13 protein-coding genes are annotated in these 19,294 nt (G+C 44.9%); 8 read left to right on the forward strand and 5 right to left on the reverse strand.

What is annotated here, in order from left to right; genetic code table 11:
• Positions 1 to 43 precede the first annotated feature (43 nt).
• Positions 44 to 2,365, forward strand: coding sequence for an alpha-xylosidase (gene yicI / locus R50345_RS04075; protein ID WP_042124310.1), 2,322 nt, complete (start codon positions 44 to 46; stop codon positions 2,363 to 2,365).
• A 124-nt stretch (positions 2,366 to 2,489) separates the two neighbouring features.
• Complete coding sequence (locus tag R50345_RS04080) at positions 2,490 to 3,656, forward strand: SGNH/GDSL hydrolase family protein (protein WP_042124312.1); 1,167 nt, start codon at positions 2,490 to 2,492, stop codon at positions 3,654 to 3,656.
• Between the two features lie 99 nt (positions 3,657 to 3,755).
• On the opposite strand, the gene R50345_RS04085 is transcribed toward R50345_RS04080, so the two are convergent.
• Positions 3,756 to 5,417: a helix-turn-helix domain-containing protein gene (locus R50345_RS04085; RefSeq protein WP_042124314.1), complete on the reverse strand. Its 1,662-nt coding sequence runs from the start codon at positions 5,415 to 5,417 to the stop codon at positions 3,756 to 3,758.
• Entirely contained in the window at positions 5,414 to 7,234 is a 1,821-nt protein-coding gene (locus R50345_RS04090) for a cache domain-containing sensor histidine kinase (RefSeq protein ID WP_042124316.1), read from the reverse strand. The genes R50345_RS04085 and R50345_RS04090 overlap by 4 nt, the downstream gene beginning before the upstream one ends.
• 136 nt (positions 7,235 to 7,370) lie before the next feature.
• Between R50345_RS04090 and R50345_RS04095 the strand changes: the two genes are divergently transcribed.
• From R50345_RS04095 to R50345_RS04110, 4 genes are all read left to right on the forward strand, one after another.
• Positions 7,371 to 8,252, forward strand: a complete 882-nt coding sequence (locus R50345_RS04095) for a carbohydrate ABC transporter permease (protein ID WP_042124318.1) — start codon at positions 7,371 to 7,373, stop codon at positions 8,250 to 8,252.
• Positions 8,252 to 9,085 carry a carbohydrate ABC transporter permease gene (locus R50345_RS04100; RefSeq protein ID WP_042124320.1) on the forward strand — a complete coding sequence of 278 codons (834 nt, stop codon included), beginning with the start codon at positions 8,252 to 8,254 and terminating at the stop codon, positions 9,083 to 9,085. The genes R50345_RS04095 and R50345_RS04100 overlap by 1 nt, the downstream gene beginning before the upstream one ends.
• A gap of 61 nt (positions 9,086 to 9,146) precedes the next feature.
• Complete coding sequence (locus tag R50345_RS04105) at positions 9,147 to 10,448, forward strand: ABC transporter substrate-binding protein (protein WP_042124322.1); 1,302 nt, start codon at positions 9,147 to 9,149, stop codon at positions 10,446 to 10,448.
• Between the two features lie 126 nt (positions 10,449 to 10,574).
• Positions 10,575 to 12,566 (forward strand): beta-galactosidase, encoded by a 1,992-nt coding sequence (locus R50345_RS04110; RefSeq protein WP_042124324.1) that lies wholly within the window; start codon positions 10,575 to 10,577, stop codon positions 12,564 to 12,566.
• Positions 12,567 to 13,243: 677 nt separating this feature from the next.
• On the opposite strand, the gene R50345_RS04120 is transcribed toward R50345_RS04110, so the two are convergent.
• Positions 13,244 to 14,077, reverse strand: a complete 834-nt coding sequence (locus tag R50345_RS04120) for an AraC family transcriptional regulator (RefSeq protein ID WP_231574046.1) — start codon at positions 14,075 to 14,077, stop codon at positions 13,244 to 13,246.
• A gap of 118 nt (positions 14,078 to 14,195) precedes the next feature.
• Here R50345_RS04120 and R50345_RS04125 point away from each other — a divergent pair, with 118 nt between their 5' ends.
• Positions 14,196 to 16,226: a beta-galactosidase gene (locus R50345_RS04125; protein ID WP_042124329.1), complete on the forward strand. Its 2,031-nt coding sequence runs from the start codon at positions 14,196 to 14,198 to the stop codon at positions 16,224 to 16,226.
• 72 nt (positions 16,227 to 16,298) lie between these two features.
• Here the strand turns inward: R50345_RS04125 and R50345_RS04130 are convergent, their stop codons facing one another.
• A complete protein-coding gene (locus tag R50345_RS04130) occupies positions 16,299 to 16,964 on the reverse strand; it encodes a hypothetical protein (RefSeq protein ID WP_042124331.1) in 666 nt (221 codons plus the stop codon).
• A 176-nt stretch (positions 16,965 to 17,140) separates the two neighbouring features.
• Between R50345_RS04130 and R50345_RS04135 the strand changes: the two genes are divergently transcribed.
• The gene (locus R50345_RS04135; protein WP_042124333.1) at positions 17,141 to 17,698 is read left to right on the forward strand and encodes an SLOG family protein; all 558 of its coding nucleotides are present in this window, start codon (positions 17,141 to 17,143) and stop codon (positions 17,696 to 17,698) included.
• A gap of 86 nt (positions 17,699 to 17,784) precedes the next feature.
• On the opposite strand, the gene R50345_RS04140 is transcribed toward R50345_RS04135, so the two are convergent.
• Positions 17,785 to 19,242 carry an amidase family protein gene (locus tag R50345_RS04140; protein WP_042124335.1) on the reverse strand — a complete coding sequence of 486 codons (1,458 nt, stop codon included), beginning with the start codon at positions 19,240 to 19,242 and terminating at the stop codon, positions 17,785 to 17,787.
• Between the last annotated feature and the right edge of the window lie 52 nt (positions 19,243 to 19,294).

Here is a 19,294-nt window from a genome sequence, read left to right on the forward strand (position 1 = left end):
TAATGCAACTATAAACACCAAATTGAAAGGTGGCAAGTACACAATGAAATTTACTGATGGTCTCTGGCTGGTGCGTGATGGTATCACGATTAACGGCGCAGTTCAAAATTATGTTGTAGAAAAGACTCCAGAAGGATTAACAGCAATTACTCAAACGACTCCAATCACAGGACGTTCAGCAACGCTGAATTCAACCCTGCTTACTGTTAAATTTCATTCCCCGCTTCCAGGTGTGGTAGGGGTTAAGATTATTCATCATGATGGCGTACAAGAACGCGGTCCAGTCTTCGAACTTACGAAAGGTACTGGAGATCACGTTAAGATTGAAGAAAACGATTCCGAGACTGTGATGATCAGCGGAGGACTTCGGGTAGTGATTCGCAAAGGCCAGCAATGGGCTGTGGATTTCTATCGTGGAGACGAGAGAATTACAGGCAGCGGTTTCAAGTCCATGGCTTATATCACGGATCAAGACGGCAACACGTATATGCGTGAAGAGCTGGATCTCGGTGTAGGTGAATTCGTATATGGTTTGGGTGAGCGCTTTACCGCTTTTGTAAAGAATGGACAGACCGTAGATCTTTGGAACAAAGACGGTGGTACTAGCTCCGAGCAAGCTTATAAGAATGTTCCTTTCTATGTAAGCAGCAAAGGCTACGGCGTATTTGTTAACCATCCTGAGCTGGTTTCTTATGAAATCGCTTCGGAAAAAGTGAAAAAAGCGCAATTCAGCGTATCTGGAGAAAGCCTAGAATACTTTGTGATTGATGGTCCTACCATTAAGGAAGTTATCAGCAACTATACATCACTCACTGGCAAGCCTGCACTTCCGCCAGCATGGACATTCGGCCTGTGGCTGACGACTTCTTTCACTACCGACTACGATGAAGCAACCGTAAACTCCTTCGTAGATGGTATGGCAGAGCGCGATTTGCCGCTGAGCGTATTCCACTTCGACTGCTTCTGGATGCGTGAATATCAATGGACCGATTTCCAGTGGGATGAGCGCGTATTCCCTGATCCGGTAGGTATGCTAAAACGCCTGAAAGATAAAGGCCTGAAAATTTGCGTATGGATCAACTCTTATATCGGCCAACGTTCCCGCTTGTTTGAAGAAGGTAAGAAGAACGGTTATCTGCTCAAAAAACCTAACGGCGACGTTTATCAATGTGATTTGTGGCAAGCGGGCATGGCGCTGGTGGACTTCACTAACCCTGCAGCTTGTGAATGGTATGCCGGCTATCTGCGTGATTTGGTAGATATGGGCGTAGACAGCTTCAAGACAGACTTCGGCGAACGTATTCCTACAGATGTAGTGTACTTCGACGGATCTGATCCGATGAAAATGCACAACTATTACACTCAACTGTACAACAAGGTTGTATTTGAAGTGTTAGAAGAGAAGCTTGGTAAGAATGAAGCGGCATTGTTCGCACGTTCTGCAACTGCCGGTGGCCAACAGTTCCCAGTTCACTGGGGCGGTGACTGCTACGCAGATTATGAATCCATGGCAGAGAGCCTTCGCGGTGGATTGTCCCTAGGCTTGTCCGGTTTCGGCTTCTGGAGTCATGATATCGGCGGCTTTGAGAACACTGCTCCTGCGCATGTATTCAAACGCTGGCTGGCGTTTGGACTATTGTCCAGCCACAGCCGTCTGCATGGTAGTACTTCGTACCGTGTGCCTTGGGCTTATGATGATGAAGCTTGTGATGTTACCCGTTTCTTCACGAAACTCAAATGCAGCTTGATGCCTTATCTGTATGATGTAGCAGGACAGGCGCATGAACATGGCTGGGCTTCTATGCGGGCTATGGTTATGGAATTCCCGGAAGATCCTACTTGCGAAGTATTGGATCGTCAATACATGCTAGGTGAATCCTTGCTTGTAGCTCCTATCTTCCAAGAAAACGGAGAAGTGAAATACTACTTGCCGGCTGGTCGTTGGACGCACCTGCTTAGTGGTGAAACTGTACAAGGCGGATCATGGCGTAAAGAGAAATATGATTTCTTCAGTCTGCCATTATTCGTTCGCCAGAATTCCTTGCTGGCAATCGGCAGTGTGGATAATAAACCGGATTACGATTATGCGAATGGCGTTAAATTTGGCCTGTATTCGCTTGAAGATGGCACTAGCACTACTGCAACGGTTCGCGATCTTAAAGGTACTCCTGAATTGACTGTGAAGGCTGACCGTAAAGGCAGTATCGTAACAGTTACTGCAGAAGGCGGCGGTAAAGAATTCTCGCTTTCTCTTAAAGATCTCGGAACGATCGCTGCTGTAGAAGGTGCAGAGCAAGTAGATGAAACTACAGTAAAAGTAAACGCAGGTGCGAAATCCGTATCGTTTACAATTACACTGAAATAAGCTCGTTTCTCAAAGCATATTGATATAGCCATAACCTCTCTTGTAAACTGGGTGGACGATCCGTTCCCTGGTTTATAAGAGAGGTTTTAGTGTTACAATCTTATTGAATGACGGGGGAAACAATATGAATGCTAATTTAACTAAGGGAAGTGGAGTATTGAACCAGACGGATTATACCTCAGCAACGGTTCTTTCAACCGCAGCGAATTTTATAATGAATAGGCAAGAACCGTTTACACATACCTTCAGGACATATATTCGTTTGAGGGAAAATGGTTCGTTGAAGCTAAAATTTTGGCATAGTAACGCGGTCGATTCTACATGGGATCAAGGGCAAGAAGCTGTAGGCAGTGAACCTGGAGGTGACTGGGTGATCGAGACAGCTTATATCGCTGACGGTGGAACCGTACCAGACGGAACGATTACCGAAAAGACACAACATGCGCTTACTTTTGAAGGTAATGTCTCTAAAGCCGTTTCGGCTGGCGAATGCTTCTGGAGTGATGAGGCAAGCATTGATCTGCCGGAGGGTCATTACTTAGCGTTTACATGGACGATTAAGACGCTCACAGCGGGTAAATCGATTCCTTTCAATGTAGAAGGGATGCTGGCAACAGCCTATGACGCGCCCGGAAATCTTACTGTGCAGGAATCAGCGGAAGGTTTCACAGAATCTGATAAGCTGTTAGTTCTGCCAAGTTTTATCGGATATAAGAAATCTGTTAACAAGAGACTAGTATTCTTGGGTGATTCAATTACTCAAGGTGTGCGGACATTAAAGGATGAGTACGAATATTGGGTAGCGAGAATTGCTGATGGTCTTGGTACAGATATTGGTGTATGGAATATCGGCTCGGGCTGGGCTAGAGCTTATGATGTTGCCGCGGATGGTCCATGGCTTAACAAGGCTAAACAGAGTGATGAAGTAATGATCGTACTCGGAGTAAATGATATTGATATTGGCTGCCGTTCGGCGGATGAGCTTCTTGGTGATTTGACGACTATTATTTCTAAGATCAAGGCTGAAAATGCAGAAGCAAGTATTATTCTAAGTACAGTACCACCGTTCAATTTTCAGGGTGAAAGAGAAGAGACTTGGCGCAAGGTGAATCAAGAGATATTGACCAATCCGCCTATAGGCGTGAGCCGTGTGTTTGATATAGCAAGCCTATTGTCGTTACCTGCACCAGATGATCACCGGATCAGACCGGAATATATGAGCGGAACAGACGACCCGCATCCGAACGGATTAGCCGGTACGACAGTTGCGGACGCCTTTTTAAAAATATAAGTAAGAATAAGTTTCACGCTATACATTATCCTTATACTTCTACGAGAAACGGTTGTCTTCCATAAAGGATGACAACCGTTTCCTGTAGAGTGATATTAATCAAATCTTAATCTGGTTTCGGTAGTCCTTGGGTGAAGTACCAACCTGTTTCTTGAATACCTTGCTAAAGTATTTCACATCATGAAATCCGACCATTTCAGAAATTTGCGACAGCTTCAAACGAGGGTTCTGCAGCAGCAATTTAGCTTTATCTATCCGCATATTAACGATGAAATCGGAAAAATTAATGCCGTATTCCTGTTTGAACCGACGCGAAATATATTCGCGGCTAACAAAGAACTTTCCGGCAATCTCCTGTAAGGAGAGATCAGAGGAGTAATTGAGTTCGATATATTTCACGATATCATGCATAGGATTGTTTTCTTTAGCTTGTTTAGCGGCAATCACTTCTGACATACGCTGCATCAGGTCAAATGACCAGTCACGCCAGGCAAATAAGGAGAACGAGTAACCATTCGTATAAGGAGCTGGGTGAAGCTGGTCGGCCTGTTCTAACTCGGCTAGTGCGCTATCGGCATCAGGACCTAACGTTTCCCGTACCAACTGGGAACGAAATAAGAGTGCATCATTCTTCCATGAGTTTAGAATCTCCGGTGTAACAATTCCGCATCGGCTAAGCTCGTCCACCCAGTGTTGTGCTGCCGCGGACAATACTTCAGTGCTTCCGCTGATGACCGCCATTTTCCAATCTTCCTTCACATGTGCGAAGATCGTCGGCGATGCATGTCCTTGAATTTCTGTCTTTGCGGTTTCATTCCGCTCTTTAAACTCTTCGGAGGAAGTGGAAAAATGGCAGTAATCCTCATGTATTAATAAATTTCGACGTTGTAAGGCTTCGGCTACTTCTGCACGCTGATAAGGTAATTGCTTAGTCAGGTTGCCGATGCAGCTAATCCCGAAATGCATTCTTACCTGCAGAGTAGCGTAGATACCTTGATTAATTCTACCTATAAGCTCAGCAACGGACGTTTGAATATCCCACAGAATAATAGCAATTTCCGAAGGACCTCCCCAGTAACGAAAAGCCACACCCTTACGCTGACCTTGCAAAAATTCATTACAAATATTGACGATAGCGTAGTTCAGGAGACCGGTGTCTCCTCCAAAACGGTTAAGTAGGAGATTATTTCCTGTATCTGTCTGCACCAGTATTAGGCGCGAAGAGAGGACGTTTTCCGGGATAATGCCATCGCTTCGCAACCTTCGAAGAGATAATTCCGAGTTGATCGGATCATCGATTAGCGCGGATAGCAGTTTTTCTCCGTAGATGGGCTTGAACTCATTAAGCTGAATGTTCTGCTTCTGTCGTTCTCTACGGTCAGCTTCCTCTGAACGCCAAGCAGCCACTGCCTTAGCGATTGCTACATTGATTGCCTCCGCTTCAATGGGCTTAAGGATATAATCAATTCCACCATGACGAACAGTCTGGCGCACGAACTCGAAATCATTATGTCCGCTGACCACAATGAATTTGATGTTGCCGGCAAATTCGTTAACCCATGTCATTAATTCTACGCCATTACCGGATTCCATCATCATGTCCATAATGACCAAGGCTGGTTTCGCTTGCCGAATGATCTCAATAGCTTCATTTCCGTTTCCGGCTTCCAGAATTTCATCTATTTGATGTGCGTCCCAGTCGACAAGAAGTCTAACAGCTTTTCTAACTCTCGCCTCGTCATCAACAATTAACGCCTTCATATCGTCTCACGCTCCGCTATAATGTCTATTTCCAGTCTTACAACCACTCCACCTGCTCTGAGGTTGTCCACCGTCAAGATGGCGCTATCTCCGCATACGAGCTTGAGCCGAGCCAGAACGTTCGGCAGACCAATACCAGATCCAGTAGCTTCCTTGTCTTGCTCTGTATTTCTTAATAAATCTATATCTGTTCTAGTGGAATGTTGAAGCTTCTGCCGCAAAAGATCCAGTTTCGTTGAAGGAATAGCATTTCCGTTGTTTTGAATACAGATTTCCATTCGCTTGTCGCCCAATTTGGCAGCGGTGATCTCAACAAATCCGTCTGAGCGGGAATGGTTAAAACCGTGTTTGAAATAGTTTTCTACAATAGGCTGCAGAATCATCTTAGGCATAAATGTCTCTAAAAGAGCTTCCTCCATATCGTAACGGAAACTGAATTTATTTTCAAAACGTTCCTTCTGTAGTTCGATGTAAGCTTTGACATGATCCAGTTCATCCTTAACCGTGACAATCTTCTCCTCATTGTACATGCTGTAGCGCATCATTTTCGCTAGTGCAGAAAGAAGAGAGTAGATTTGGGGTACTTTAAGCTCCAAGGCAAGCGTACCGATGATCTGCAAGGTGTTGTTAAGAAAATGCGGATTGATTTGCGCTTGCAAAGCCCGCAATTCATTCGTTTTATTAGTTAATTCCAGCTTGTATTCTCTTAAGATCAGATTGTTGATCGTATCCATCATACTGCGGAACCGTTCTGTAACGACACCGATCTCGTCTTTGCCCATGGGGCGGATATCGATATCAAGCTTCCCGGTCTGGACCTGATTCATATAGCGGGTCAATTGCTTAATCGGGGCGGTGATTCGAAAAGAGATTAGGATCGTTAGCGTTGTAATTGTAATCAGCAGCAGGACCATCAGTGCTATATTGATCGTTGCCGCCTCATTGGCTTCTCGGAAAAGATAAGATACGGGAATCTGCTTCACCAGCGTCCAATTCAACCCTGGACCTTCTATATTCTGGTAAATAAACATAGCTTTGTCCTCTTCAAAGTATCCTTGTGAGCTTTGCTTGTCCCTGATATTCGTATCGTACCAAGTTGTATTCAGTTTCTTGCCGTATTCTTCACTATTGTCCCCGTAGACAATGTTTCCGTTGCCATCCAGCAGCCAGATTTTCTCCTGCTTCTGATCATATAACTGACTGATGATGTCGGTTAGAGCCGTTAGCTTGACATCAATCGACAGGTAGCCAAGCGCTTTTGTGGTAGGGACTCTTTCGATTCTTCTGTGTAAGGTAAACACTGGCTCCGGTATAAATTGCGGGATCGGTGCCGTTAGGCCGTAGCTATGACTTAAATGCGTACTCTGTAAGGATACCGCAGAATCGGTAGTGATCTTGGAGTCAGGATAAGGTGGAACACCCTGCCAACGTTTCGGTGTATTTTGGGTGAGCAGAGTGGCTTTGCTGTCCTTGACACCGTATAAATAGACCTGAGATATGTCAGGCATAGATGATGAAATGTAATTCAGAGAAGAATAAATTCGTGCATTTGCTAGCATATCCTCGTATCCGGCTTCGAGTGATCTATAGAATTCTGAGTCTGAATAGACGATAAGGGAGAGTCGATTGATTTCCTGAATCAGACTTTCGATATTTTTAGTGCCCTGAAAGAGAAGGTTCGTATTCTCATCTACTGCTCTTGTTCGTAAGGACTGGGTACTAAAGTGATAACTTATAAACATCGTGGTCATAATACAGATTAACGTTGGGAGTAGGATAAAAACGATCATTTTTGTGCGAATCGTGTTCCATTTCATCGAAATTTGTCACATCCGATCAATATTTTACACCTGAAAGATCACTTTCGTAGGTGTGAGGTGCGCTCAAAAAAACAGATAATATGTGTATAAAGCATAAACAAGTAAGTGAGCAAAAGAAAGGGGGGGGCAATAAATGCGCGGCACTAAGTTGTCCCAGTTAGGTCAACAGGTATTCTTCGTTGGTCCTGCAGTCTTGTTTTTTACCTTAATAACGATTATCCCATTTATCATGGGGATGTATTACTCCTTCACAGACTGGAACGGTGTATCGGGTAATGTAAGCTGGGTCGGATTTCAAAACTTCTCCACTATATTTACAAATGACCCCGACTTCTGGTCTTCCTTTTGGTTTACAGTAAGATTTACTGTGTTAGGTGTAATTTTGACTAACGTGGTAGGGTTTTTCCTTGCTTATCTGTTAACGAAACCATTAAAGACACGTAACATGCTTCGGACGATTTTCTTTATGCCGAACGTTATTGGGGGATTGTTGCTCGGGTTTATCTGGCAATTTATCTTCATCAAAGGGTTCGCAACCATGGGAGAACTCACAGGCTGGTCGTTCTTTAATCTTCCTTGGCTGGGTGATGCAACAACAGGCTTCTGGGCGATTGTAATGGTTTTTGTTTGGCAGTCTTCCGGTTATCTAATGGTTATCTACATCGCTTCTCTCAGTAACGTATCGAAAGAAGTATTGGAAGCGGCTGATATAGATGGTGCCTCCCGTTGGCAGGTACTACGCAGCATTGTAGTTCCATTGATTATGCCTGCTGTAACTATCGGCTTGTTCTTGGCTATCTCTTGGTCCTTCAAAATGTTCGACCTTAACCTTTCATTGACGAAAGGCGGACCATTCAAATCTACAGAATCAGTTGCAATGAATATTTACAATGAAGCCTTCCTGAACAACCGTTACGGTCTGGGTACTGCTAAAGCGCTGCTGTTCTTCGTTATCGTAGCGATTATCACCCTGATTCAGGTCCGTATTACGAAGAGCAAGGAGGTAGAAGCTTAATGAACGCTAAGTCAAAAAGCAGATGGAATATCGGCGTAGAAGTGTTGATGATTCTTCTTGCCCTTCTCTTCCTCTCTCCATTTTATTTCTTGCTAGCGAACTCAGTGAAATCCTTCGGTGAAATTCTGAGTGATGCCGCAAGCTGGCCGCAGGCATTCATGTGGTCGAACTATACAAATGCTTGGAAATTAGCACGTTTCGGTGAAGCTTTCCGAAATTCGGTAATCATCACAGTGATCAGTGTTATTCTAATCTCTCTGTTTAGTGCGATGGCTTCCTATCGTATGGTTCGGGCGAATACGAAATTCAATCAGATTTTGCTGCTATTGTTCGTAGCCGCAATGGTTGTTCCGTTTCAAACGATCATGATTCCTATTTTGAAGGTCGTAAATGTACTTGGAGTAAATAATTCCTTCCTGGGTTTGATTATTACGAATCTAGGGATCAGTGTTCCAATGGCAATCTTCCTTTTCCACGGCTTTATCAAATCCGTTCCTCTTGAAATTGAAGAGGCGGCAACAGTTGATGGATGTAATCCAATTACCGTATTCTTCCGCATAGTACTTCCTTTGCTGAAGCCAATGGTAATGACAACGATCGTGCTTAATGCACTTGGGATATGGAATGACTATCTGCTGCCATCTTTGATTCTTCAGGCACCAGAACTTCGTACCATTCCGCTGGCGACCTTCTCCTTCTTTGGTCAATACACCAAACAATGGGATATGGCGCTTCCGGCTCTCGTAATCGGGATTGCTCCAATTATCATTTTCTATCTGTTCATGCAGCGTTACATTGTTGAGGGAATAGCGGCTGGCTCGGTGAAAGGTTAACACCGAGCCCTCCGTTCCAAATATTTTAATAGTAGTCCACTATCTTAAGGGGGAAAATATAATGAATAAGAAACGTTCAGCAATTGCTCTTTCGGCAGTCATGGCGATGAGTTTAGCATTAACAGCATGTGGTGGAGGCAATAACGCTTCTAGTAACTCACAAAATGGAAGCGCTGGCACAGATAAGGGTGAAGTAAAGACCGTTAAGATCTTTCAATTCAAAACTGAAATCGTTGAAGGTCTTAATGAGCTTAAGGTTGAATTTGAAAAAGAATACCCTAACATCAAGCTGGATATCCAAACCGTTGGTGGTGGTGCCGACTATGCTGCAGCACTGAAGACTAAATTTGCTTCCGGCGACGCACCTGACATTTTCTCAAATGGTGGATATGCTGAAATGGAGCTTTGGGGAGATAAGATGGAAGATCTGTCCGATCAACCTTGGGTGAAAGATCTAATTCCTATGGCAGCAGAGCCAATGACTAAAGATGGTAAAGTATACGGTATGCCAATGAACCTTGAAGGAATTGGTTTTGTATATAACAAAGACTTGTTTGAAAAAGCAGGCATCACTGAAACGCCAAAAACATTGTCACAACTAGAAGAAGCAGCTAAGAAATTGCAAGCGATCGGTGTAACTCCTTTTGGTAATGCATATCAAGAATGGTGGCTCCTTGGTAACCAAGGGATCAGCGTAGCCTTTGCACAACAAGATGATGTAAATGGCTTCATTAAGAGCTTGAATGATGGTACGGGTACAATCGTAGGTAATAAAGTGTTTGAAGATTGGAGCAACCTGCTCAACTTGACTTTGAAATACGGACAAAAAAATCCTTTGACTACAGATGCTAACACTCACTTGGCTATGTTTGCTAAAGGTGAAACTGCAATGATGCAAGAAGGTAACTGGGCACAAACCCTTGTTGATAACATCACACCTGACATGAACATCGGTATGTTCCCAATGCCAATCAATGAAGATGCTGAGAAAAACGACAAAATGACAGTAGGTATTCCTGCTAACCTTGTTATCAACAAAGATTCCGGATCTAAAGAAGAAGCTAAAACATTCTTGAACTGGTTGGTAACTTCTGATATGGGTAAAGAGTACATCGTTAAAAAATGGAAATTCATCCCTGCTTTGTCCACCATCGAAGCAACTCCTGAAGATATCGGTAAACTTGGATCTGACGTATGGAACTATGTAAAAGAAGACAAAGTATATGGTTTGCAATCCTCTAAATTCCCTGATGGTGTAACTCAAGAATTTGCTAGTGTTATTCAACAGATGATTGCTGGCAAAGTGGATGTGAATGGCTGGATGACTGGCATGCAAGCAGCTTGGGACAAGCTTAAGAAATAAGTAAAACTCGTTCATAAAGATTAAAATGGACTAGTGGTTAACAAAGGCGTTCTCCGTATACCTCATCATTATGAGACGGGGAGCGCCTTTTATTTGGATGATAACAAGATAGGGGAGAGGGCGCCGATGAAACAATATGATCTTGTTCAGATGGGTGTGGACTATTACCCGGAGCATTGGGATGAATCCATGTGGGAACCGGATATTAGATTAATGAAAGAAACAGGTGTCAAGGTAGTTCGAGTTGCCGAGTTTGCATGGAGCCGGTTAGAGATAACGGAGGGCAATTACCAATTGGGGTGGCTGGACCGCGCGCTGGATCTTTTTCACAAGTATGAACTGCAGGTCGTGATTGGTACACCGACGGCTACACCTCCTAGATGGTTAACCACGAAATTTCCGGACGTGCTGCCGGTATTTGCGAATGGAGAGACCTTTCACCCGGGGGTACGCGGACACCGCTGCTATAATAGTTCATCTTTGCGTGAATACGGAAACCGTATTACTCAGCGTCTTGCGGAGCATTATAGTGAACATCCAGCTGTTATTGGCTGGCAGACGGATAATGAATTCGGTATGTTAGATTGTCATTGTGATGCCTGTAACATAGCATTTCGTACTTGGGTAAAAGCCAAATATGTCACGCTCGATCGGGTGAATGCAGAATGGGGAACGGTTGTGTGGAGTGGGGAATACAGCGATTGGAATGAGCTTACCGTTCCACTGGGCGGATCGCCCCATCAAAATCCATCGTTTCTACTGGATTATCAACGGTTTCAGTGGGATTCAGTGGTAGCATTTCAGAAGATGCAGATTAATATTTTGCGTACGGTTTGTCCACAGCATTTTATTACTCATAACTTTCATAGTTATCCGCAGCGTTTGGATATGTATTCAGTTGGTGCTGATCTGGATGTCGCTGCATTTGACTATTATCCGAATACTTCGCCAACCAAGCAAGGGACAACGCCGTATAGCGGGGCACTTTCACTAGACGTAACCCGTGGCATTAAACGTCAAAATTTCTGGATCATGGAGCAGCTGAGCGGATCACCGGGTTGTTGGATGCCGATGTGGAGAACGCCGTATCCTGGGATGATTCGTGCTTATGCCTGGCAGACGATTGCAAGAGGCGCGGATACCGTCGTTCATTTTCGCTGGCGTAGTGCAGTTGCAGGGGCAGAACAATTCTGGCACGGACTGATTGATCACAGCAATGTCCCTGGACGCAGATTTGCGGAGTTCACTCAGTTATGCCGGGAAGTTAATACGCTTGGGGAGAAGCTGAATGGAACGACGCTAAAGAATGAAGTGGCGATTCTTCATTCTCATGAAGAGAAAGCAGCACTGGATATTCAGCCTCAGGCCGAGGGATTTGATTATTATGAGAACATTAAACAGATTCATCGTGCCGTGACGAAGCTAGGCATGGGCTGCGATGTGATAGACCTTAGGCAGCCACTGGACGGATATAAAGTGGTGATTGCTCCGAATTTATATTTGCTGGATGAGGAGATCGTACGTAGTTTGGAGGATTTTGCACTGACTGGCGGAACCTTGCTTGTTACCAACCGAAGTGGCGTCAAAAATACTAATAACATCGCAGTCATGCAGCCATTGCCGGGGCTGCTTAGCTATTGCACAGGGGTTGAGGTGCTGGAGTATGATCCGATTGGTACTGAAGCCCATAAGGTCGTTGATGCTGAGGGTAACCAATATGAATGCACACAGTGGTGCGATATCCTAAGACCTGTTGTGGCATGGCCGATTGCTTGGTATGGCGATGATTTCTATAGTGGAACGCCGGCTGTAACCGTGAATGCCTTCGGAAAAGGTCAGGTTTATTATTTTGGGACTCATATGGAAGAGAGATTCTGGTCCGTATTATTGGACCGCCTATCTAAGCAGCAGGGGTTGTTTAGATTTGAGGGATTACCGGATGGAGTACAGGCCTCTGTGCGATCAGGTGATCATGGAAGCTTCTTATTCTTGCTTAATTTGAGCCGGGAGCCGGTGACGGTCCCGTTGCCACGGGAGTATAGCAGTCTGCTGGATCACTCACTTCGTTCAGGAGAGCTGCAGCTTGAGCCGTATGGTGTAGAAATTCTGGAGATGTAGGGATTCTAAGTAACCGATGATGGGAAGGGCATTCTTATCTTCTTCGGCGTATGATCGAATCCTTGTGCTTGTGAATGTGAATGTGAATGTGTTTGTGATTGCACTCTGTGCAATAGAATTCCTTTTTGGGTGGGTGGATTTGAGATCTGTTGCAGATTGCGCAATCAGATTGGCAGGAAACGTCCATTTTGATGGGTTTCACCAGATTCTAATGCACGAAGTGCAATAGAATGCTCGAAATGAGATGGAAAAGGGCATTCTAATGTATGAAGTGCAATAGAATACTCTTTTTGGCGGGGACTGCAGCTGTCGAGACAAGCCAGTTGGTACGATGCGGAATAGCTGAATTGGAAGGAATGGAGAGTTGGTTTGATACAGAATAGCTGTACTTTCTACACTTATTTTGTGCTCTCGGTTTATGAAATGGATTTAGTTGTATTTAGTGCAGCTATAATGCGAAATATCGCGGTTCATAGCCAAATGCTGAGAATATAACTGCACAGAATACACTTATATGGATATATTCTGCTGAACAGGCTGATTTAAGTGTACAAAATGCAGTTACTCTGACGCACATGCCCATACTAATGAGATTCACACAGCGATAAGCTCTGTCATCACAACCTTATGTAGCATTTCACTACGCAGAAGGCGATTAAGCTGTATACCTTAGAGTATTAGTGAAGTCGTCTAAACTGCTCCGGTGTAGTCCCAGACTGCTTTCGAAAGGTGGCTACATAATGGCTGACATCACGAAACCCGACTCTCTGTGAGATGACCTTTACTGTGAGATCAGGCTGGCTAACGAGCATTTCTTTGCTTTTGCGGATACGTAACCGTACGAAATAGGCATAAGGAGATAGCCCAAAGGTTTGTATGAATAGATTGTTGAGATAACGCCCAGATACTCCGAGCTGATCGGCCAAATCGTCAAGTCCGAGATCAGGATCACCATAATGGCTGTCCATCCATTTCAGCAGCGGCTGCAGCTTATCCACATTGCGGGAGATCGTGGTGTTGTTATGTAATTGCCCATATTTGCTTAAAGTAAGTAGAAAGCGATAAGCATCAGTGGAGGCGGTCAGACCAAACATGTCCTGTGAGGCATCATATTGATCCAGTATTTCTCTTAGCAATTTAGAGAGAGGTGCCTCTTTTTCCCAGCGGTAAAAAGAATTCATATTCATCCCCAGCGTCTCCAAAATAGACCCTGCGGAGCTGCCGCCAAACGTTAAATAAGAGGTACTCCAGTTAGCAGCCGATGCTTCATAGCGATGTGGGGTATAAGGAAGAAGTAATACACCGCTGCCTGCGGGAAGGGAAAAGGTTTTATTGTCAAAATGAATCACCCCTTCACCGGACGCCGTTTGGAGCCAATGATAGGTTTCGTAGCCATCTAAACGTGATACTTTTTCCTGTTGATGATTGTGACCGATGCTGTCTAATGTGATAGGTAGATGTTGTCCGCCCTCATGGGGGAACACAATTCTACGATGCACGATTCCCTTCAATGACTTCATCTCCTCTAGTTCCATATTCTTATATGCTGTGAAGATTATTTTATATTTATAGCGTGAGATTAACCGATTACAATATATATATAATTATACTATAAAGGATGTGCGAAGTGTGATTAACGATAAATTACCTAAGATTTGGTACGGTGGAGATTACAATCCAGAGCAATGGGATGCGCCTGTATGGGCAGAGGATGAGCGTATGTTTAAGCTGGCAGGAATTGATGTTGCCACAATTAATGTATTTTCCTGGGCGCTGATTCAGCCTTCCGAAGACACTTATGATTTCTCATCACTAGATGAATTAATGGATAGACTATATAAAAATGGTACTTACGTATGTCTGGCAACAGGTACAGGAGCGCACCCAGCTTGGATGGCTCATCGTTATCCTGAAGTGACTCGTGTTGATGTGAAGGGCAGAAAACGCAAGTTCGGCGGGCGTCACAACTCGAATCCAAACAGTCCGGTTTACCGCAAGTTTGCAGCGAAGCTGGCAGGAAAGCTGGCTGAACGTTATAAAGATCATCCGGCACTGGTAGCTTGGCATGTTTCGAATGAGTTCAGTAACTATGATTACTCTGATTTATCTGAAGCGGCGTTCCGTGTCTGGTTGAAGGATCGTTATGGTTCTCTGGATGCATTAAACAAAGCGTGGAATACACGTTTTTGGGGCCACACCTTCTATGATTGGGAAGAAATTGTTCTGCCTAGTGAGCTGAGTGAAGAATGGGACGGCAACCGTACCAACTTCCAAGGCATTTCATTAGACTTCCGGAGATTTATGTCACATAGCTTGCTGGAATGCTACAAAATTGAGAGCGATGCAATTAAGGAGCACAGTCCTAACGTACCTGTTACCACTAACTTGATGGGCTTTTATGATGAACTGGACTATTTTGAGTGGGCTAAACATATGGACGTCATTTCTTGGGACAACTATCCTTCACTGGATACACCGGTCAGCTTCACAGCCATGACGCATGATCTCATGCGTGGACTTAAGAATGGACAACCGTTCATGCTGATGGAGCAAACACCTAGCCAGCAGAACTGGCAGCCATACAACTCGTTGAAACGTCCAGGCGTTATGCGCTTGTGGAGCTATCAGGCTGTAGCGCGTGGTGCAGACACTGTTCTGTTCTTCCAACTGCGCCGTTCGATTGGTGCATGTGAGAAGTATCATGGAGCTGTTATTGAGCATGTGGGACATGAGCATACGCGTGTATTCCGTGAATGCGCTGAGCTAGGGAAAGAGCTGGGACAGCTTGGTGATCAACTATTGGATGCGCGTAGTGCAGCAAAAATAGGGATTATGTATGACTGGGAAAATCGCTGGGCGATCAACCTTTCAAGCGGACCATCCGTTGCTTTGGATTATGTAAATGAGATTCATAAATATTATGATGCACTCTATCAGCAAAATATCGAAGCCGATATGATCGGTGTCGAAGAGAATCTGTTCAAATATGAAATTGTAATCGCGCCTGTGATGTATATGGTTAAGCCAGGTTTTGCTGAGAAGGTTGAGGCCTTTGTAAAAGCAGGCGGCACATTCATTACAACTTATTTCAGCGGTATTGTTAATGAGAACGATCTCGTAACCGTAGGCGGCTACCCTGGGGAACTGCGTAAGGTACTTGGTATCTGGGCAGAGGAAATTGATGCACTGCTGCCAGGGATGAGCAACGAGATTGTGATGGACAAAGCATGGGGTGATTTGAGTGGTTCTTACAAATGTGATCTGCTCTGCGATCTGATTCATGCCGAGGGTGCTGAGGTTTTGGCAGAGTACGGATCTGATTTCTATAAAGGAATGCCTGCTTTGACTGTGAATACCTTTGGTGAAGGTAAAGCTTACTACGTGGCTACCAGCCCAGAAGCTGAATTCCTGAAGGGATTCTTAGCCAACCTGTGTGCCGAAAAGAACATTCAGCCGCTAGTAACTGCACCGGAAGGTATCGAATCTGTGCAACGTGTGAAGGAAGGCGTATCCTACCTATTCTTGCTGAACCACACCACTGGTGATTTGAGTGCGGATATTGGTGCTGCTGAGCGTACGGATCTTCTGACTGGCAATAAGGTTAGCGGTTCTGCAGTTGTGCCAGCCCGTGGAGTATTAATTTTGTCGGATAAGAAATAATTTGATGTATATAAAAGATCTCCGGGGAACCAGCTTGTCCCCGGAGATCTTTTTTTTGTGTGCAGCATTTCATTAGCTGCTGCTGTTGCTCGTGCTGCCATCTGGAGCGGTTCCTCCGGGATTACCATTACTTAAAGTAATGCTCTCCGCCACGGTGGAATCTGATTTAAGCGTATATTGGATGATATCATCGGCTTTCAGCTCTGATAAGGTGATCGCATTTTCTTGACGCGTGCCATTATCGAAGGTAACCGCTACGATTTTCGTGTCCGCATCAATCGTAATGTCTATAGTTTCATCGGAGAAGCTTTGCTGCATTCTGCCTCCCTGTCCACGACCTTGTCCACCGCCCTCCCGCATTTCCCCCTGTGGCATCCCGCCCTCCGGCGCAGCGCCATTTCCTGTACTTTGCTCGCCATCAGGTCTTTCCGGCGGCGTGCCGCCTCGGCTGTTTTGCTCGCCACCTTCCCCAGCACCCTGTGGTGTTGTAGGCATGTCAGATGTATAAATGGTAAGCGTAGTATCGCTGACACTCTTAATCTTGCCGAAATTCATGGACATATTAGGTCCGCCATTCTGCTGATTCCTGTTAGCTTGTGTCTGCTGAGCTGATGAACCCGTGTCTGCTTGGTCATTTGCAGCAGCTGTTTCTTCAGTCTCGGAATTCGCGCTGCAGCCAGCCAATAATAGTGAAGCGAGTAGGCTTCCCGATATTAGAATAGGGACTAACTTTCTCATTTTTTATTCCTCCTTAGTAGGTTAAAGATAGATTAGAAGAAATATAACAAATGGTTCTGAAAGATTACTTAATATTAGCTGAAAGTTTGCCTAAAGAAATGAAGGATGCAAATGTTATATAATGAACCAATATATATAGTTAAAGGATAAGCCAACATTCAGGAAAGAGGCAGCACATGAAGACTTTACTAGTAACGGGGTATCGTGCGCACGAGCTCGGTATTTTTGACAATAAGCATCAAGGGATTCCTTATATCAAAAAGGCACTCGCTAATCGTTTAAAACCATTGATCGAAGAAGGCGTGGAATGGGTGATTACACCCGGACAATATGGTGTGGATCTTTGGGCTTGTGAGGTGGTAAGTGAACTCAAGACTCAATATCCTGAATTAAAATTAGGAATCATTACAGCGCATACCGGACAGGAAGAGAAGTGGAAGGAAGAGAAGCAGAACGAGTATCGACGTATTATTGCGGGTGCGGATTTTTTTGGCGCAGTCAGTAATGCTCCTTATGACGGCAGCTGGCAGTTTCGGGCCAGGGATGATTTGTTGTTCCGCAAAAGTGACGGAATATTGCTCTTTTATGATGAGGATGCGGCGGAGGGAAGTCCGAAGTTTTTTAAAGAGCGGGCGCTGAAGCTGCATGCTGAAGGGGAGTATGAGTTGTTTCTAATTCACTCCGATGAAATTCAGAATATTGCCGATGAAGAGAATCAGCGTGACTATGAGTAAGCAATCGTAGAGTATAGAAAATGAAAAAGCCCGTAAATAGTGGATGAGACAATCACTGTTTACGGGCTTTTAGAGATAAGCGGTGTTCAGATAAAGCTTTTTAGCGAAGGTGCTTTTCGTACCTTGTAATGCTGCTCATAGGCATACGCGAGCTTGATGAGGGTAGGCTCTTGATAAGCTTTCGCTGAGAAAGTTACTCCGAAGGGAGCGCCGGCTGAAGTATATCCGGAAGGCACAACGATGGACGGATAACCTGCTCTGGAGGTAATTCTGGCACCAAAATCGGCGGGGAACAGCAGGGCATCCAGATTATATTCCTTCATGGTGGCGTCGATGCCTTCTTCCTTACATAGCTTCAGGTCAGTTGCGCGGTGTCGCAAATATTTGGGTTCGGTTTGTGTGCCGGAAGAGGTGTATTCCGCATCTATTAACGTAGCTTGACCATATCTCAAGGTCTCCACAGGATGTGCATGATTAAAATCAATAATATCCTTTAAGGTTCGCATCGGTGCCCCAGGTCCCAAACGAGATAAATAAGCGTTTAGTGCTGTTTTGAATTCATTCAAAACCACTGAAGAATAACTTATTTCGCGGGCGGTCTTAATATCCGCAGGATCAATGATGGTTGCTCCAAGCTCTCTCATCCTGTCTACGGAAGCGTTGAACAGTGCGAGTTGTTCATCTGTTAGCTCTTCGAAATAATAATCACGCGGGATACCTATACGGGCACCTTGCAAGCCGTTCTCGTCTAGGAATATAGTGTAATCTTCGTGGATTTTACCTACATTTGTTCCCATGGCTGCATCGTGATTATCGTTGCCCAGCATTGCATTTAGCAGCAGGACGGCATCGCGAACCGTTCTGGCCATTGGGCCAGCAGTGTCTTGCGTGTTGGAGAGCGGAAGGATTCCCGACCGACTGAGCAGTCCAACGGTTGGCTTAATCCCAATAATGGAGCCCAAGTTACCGGGGTTAAGGATTGATCCTGAGGTTTCTGTGCCCACAGAGACTGTACAGAAGTTACAGGCTACAGCTACTGCTGAGCCAGCACTGGAGCCGCCTGTGGGTGTAGATATATTGTAGGGGTTAAGGACTTGCCCGCCGCGGGAGCTGTAACCGGAGGGCATACCGTTCGTCATAAAATTGGCGAACTCAGTCATATTGGCTTTCCCCATAATGATTGCTCCGGCTTCACGCAGTTTGGTAACTATAAACGCATCTTCTCCGGCAAAAGAATTTGCCAAAGCCAGCGAACCCGCGCTAGTATGCATTTTATCCCCAGTGTTGATGTTATCCTTCAATAACACAGGTATGCCGTGCAAGGGGCCGCGGGAGCCTTTAATCGCACGTTCCACATCCAGAGATTCTGCGATAAATAATGCATCCGGGTTGATCTCCAGCACAGAGTTAATCGTCAGGCCGTTTTTGTCATGATCAGCTATGCGTTCATAATACATGAGAACTAGTTGTTTTGACGTGATATCTCCGGATTCTAATGCAGCTTGGATCTCCGGTATAGTGGCTTCTACGATTTCAAAACTCATGTGCGTTCACGCTTCTTTCCCTATAGGATATAGCTTCCTCTTCATCTAACCA

Source organism: Paenibacillus sp. FSL R5-0345 (assembly GCF_000758585.1).
Lineage (GTDB): Bacteria > Bacillota > Bacilli > Paenibacillales > Paenibacillaceae > Paenibacillus_AQ.

Coding starts and splice junctions, on each gene's coding strand:
- yicI (WP_042124310.1), top strand. CDS start 44: ATGAAATTTACTGATGGTCTCTGGCTGGTGCGTGATGGTATCACGATT.
- R50345_RS04080 (WP_042124312.1), top strand. CDS start 2,490: ATGAATGCTAATTTAACTAAGGGAAGTGGAGTATTGAACCAGACGGAT.
- R50345_RS04085 (WP_042124314.1), bottom strand. CDS start 5,417: ATGAAGGCGTTAATTGTTGATGACGAGGCGAGAGTTAGAAAAGCTGTT.
- R50345_RS04090 (WP_042124316.1), bottom strand. CDS start 7,234: ATGAAATGGAACACGATTCGCACAAAAATGATCGTTTTTATCCTACTC.
- R50345_RS04095 (WP_042124318.1), top strand. CDS start 7,371: ATGCGCGGCACTAAGTTGTCCCAGTTAGGTCAACAGGTATTCTTCGTT.
- R50345_RS04100 (WP_042124320.1), top strand. CDS start 8,252: ATGAACGCTAAGTCAAAAAGCAGATGGAATATCGGCGTAGAAGTGTTG.
- R50345_RS04105 (WP_042124322.1), top strand. CDS start 9,147: ATGAATAAGAAACGTTCAGCAATTGCTCTTTCGGCAGTCATGGCGATG.
- R50345_RS04110 (WP_042124324.1), top strand. CDS start 10,575: ATGAAACAATATGATCTTGTTCAGATGGGTGTGGACTATTACCCGGAG.
- R50345_RS04130 (WP_042124331.1), bottom strand. CDS start 16,964: ATGAGAAAGTTAGTCCCTATTCTAATATCGGGAAGCCTACTCGCTTCA.
- R50345_RS04135 (WP_042124333.1), top strand. CDS start 17,141: ATGAAGACTTTACTAGTAACGGGGTATCGTGCGCACGAGCTCGGTATT.
- R50345_RS04140 (WP_042124335.1), bottom strand. CDS start 19,242: ATGAGTTTTGAAATCGTAGAAGCCACTATACCGGAGATCCAAGCTGCA.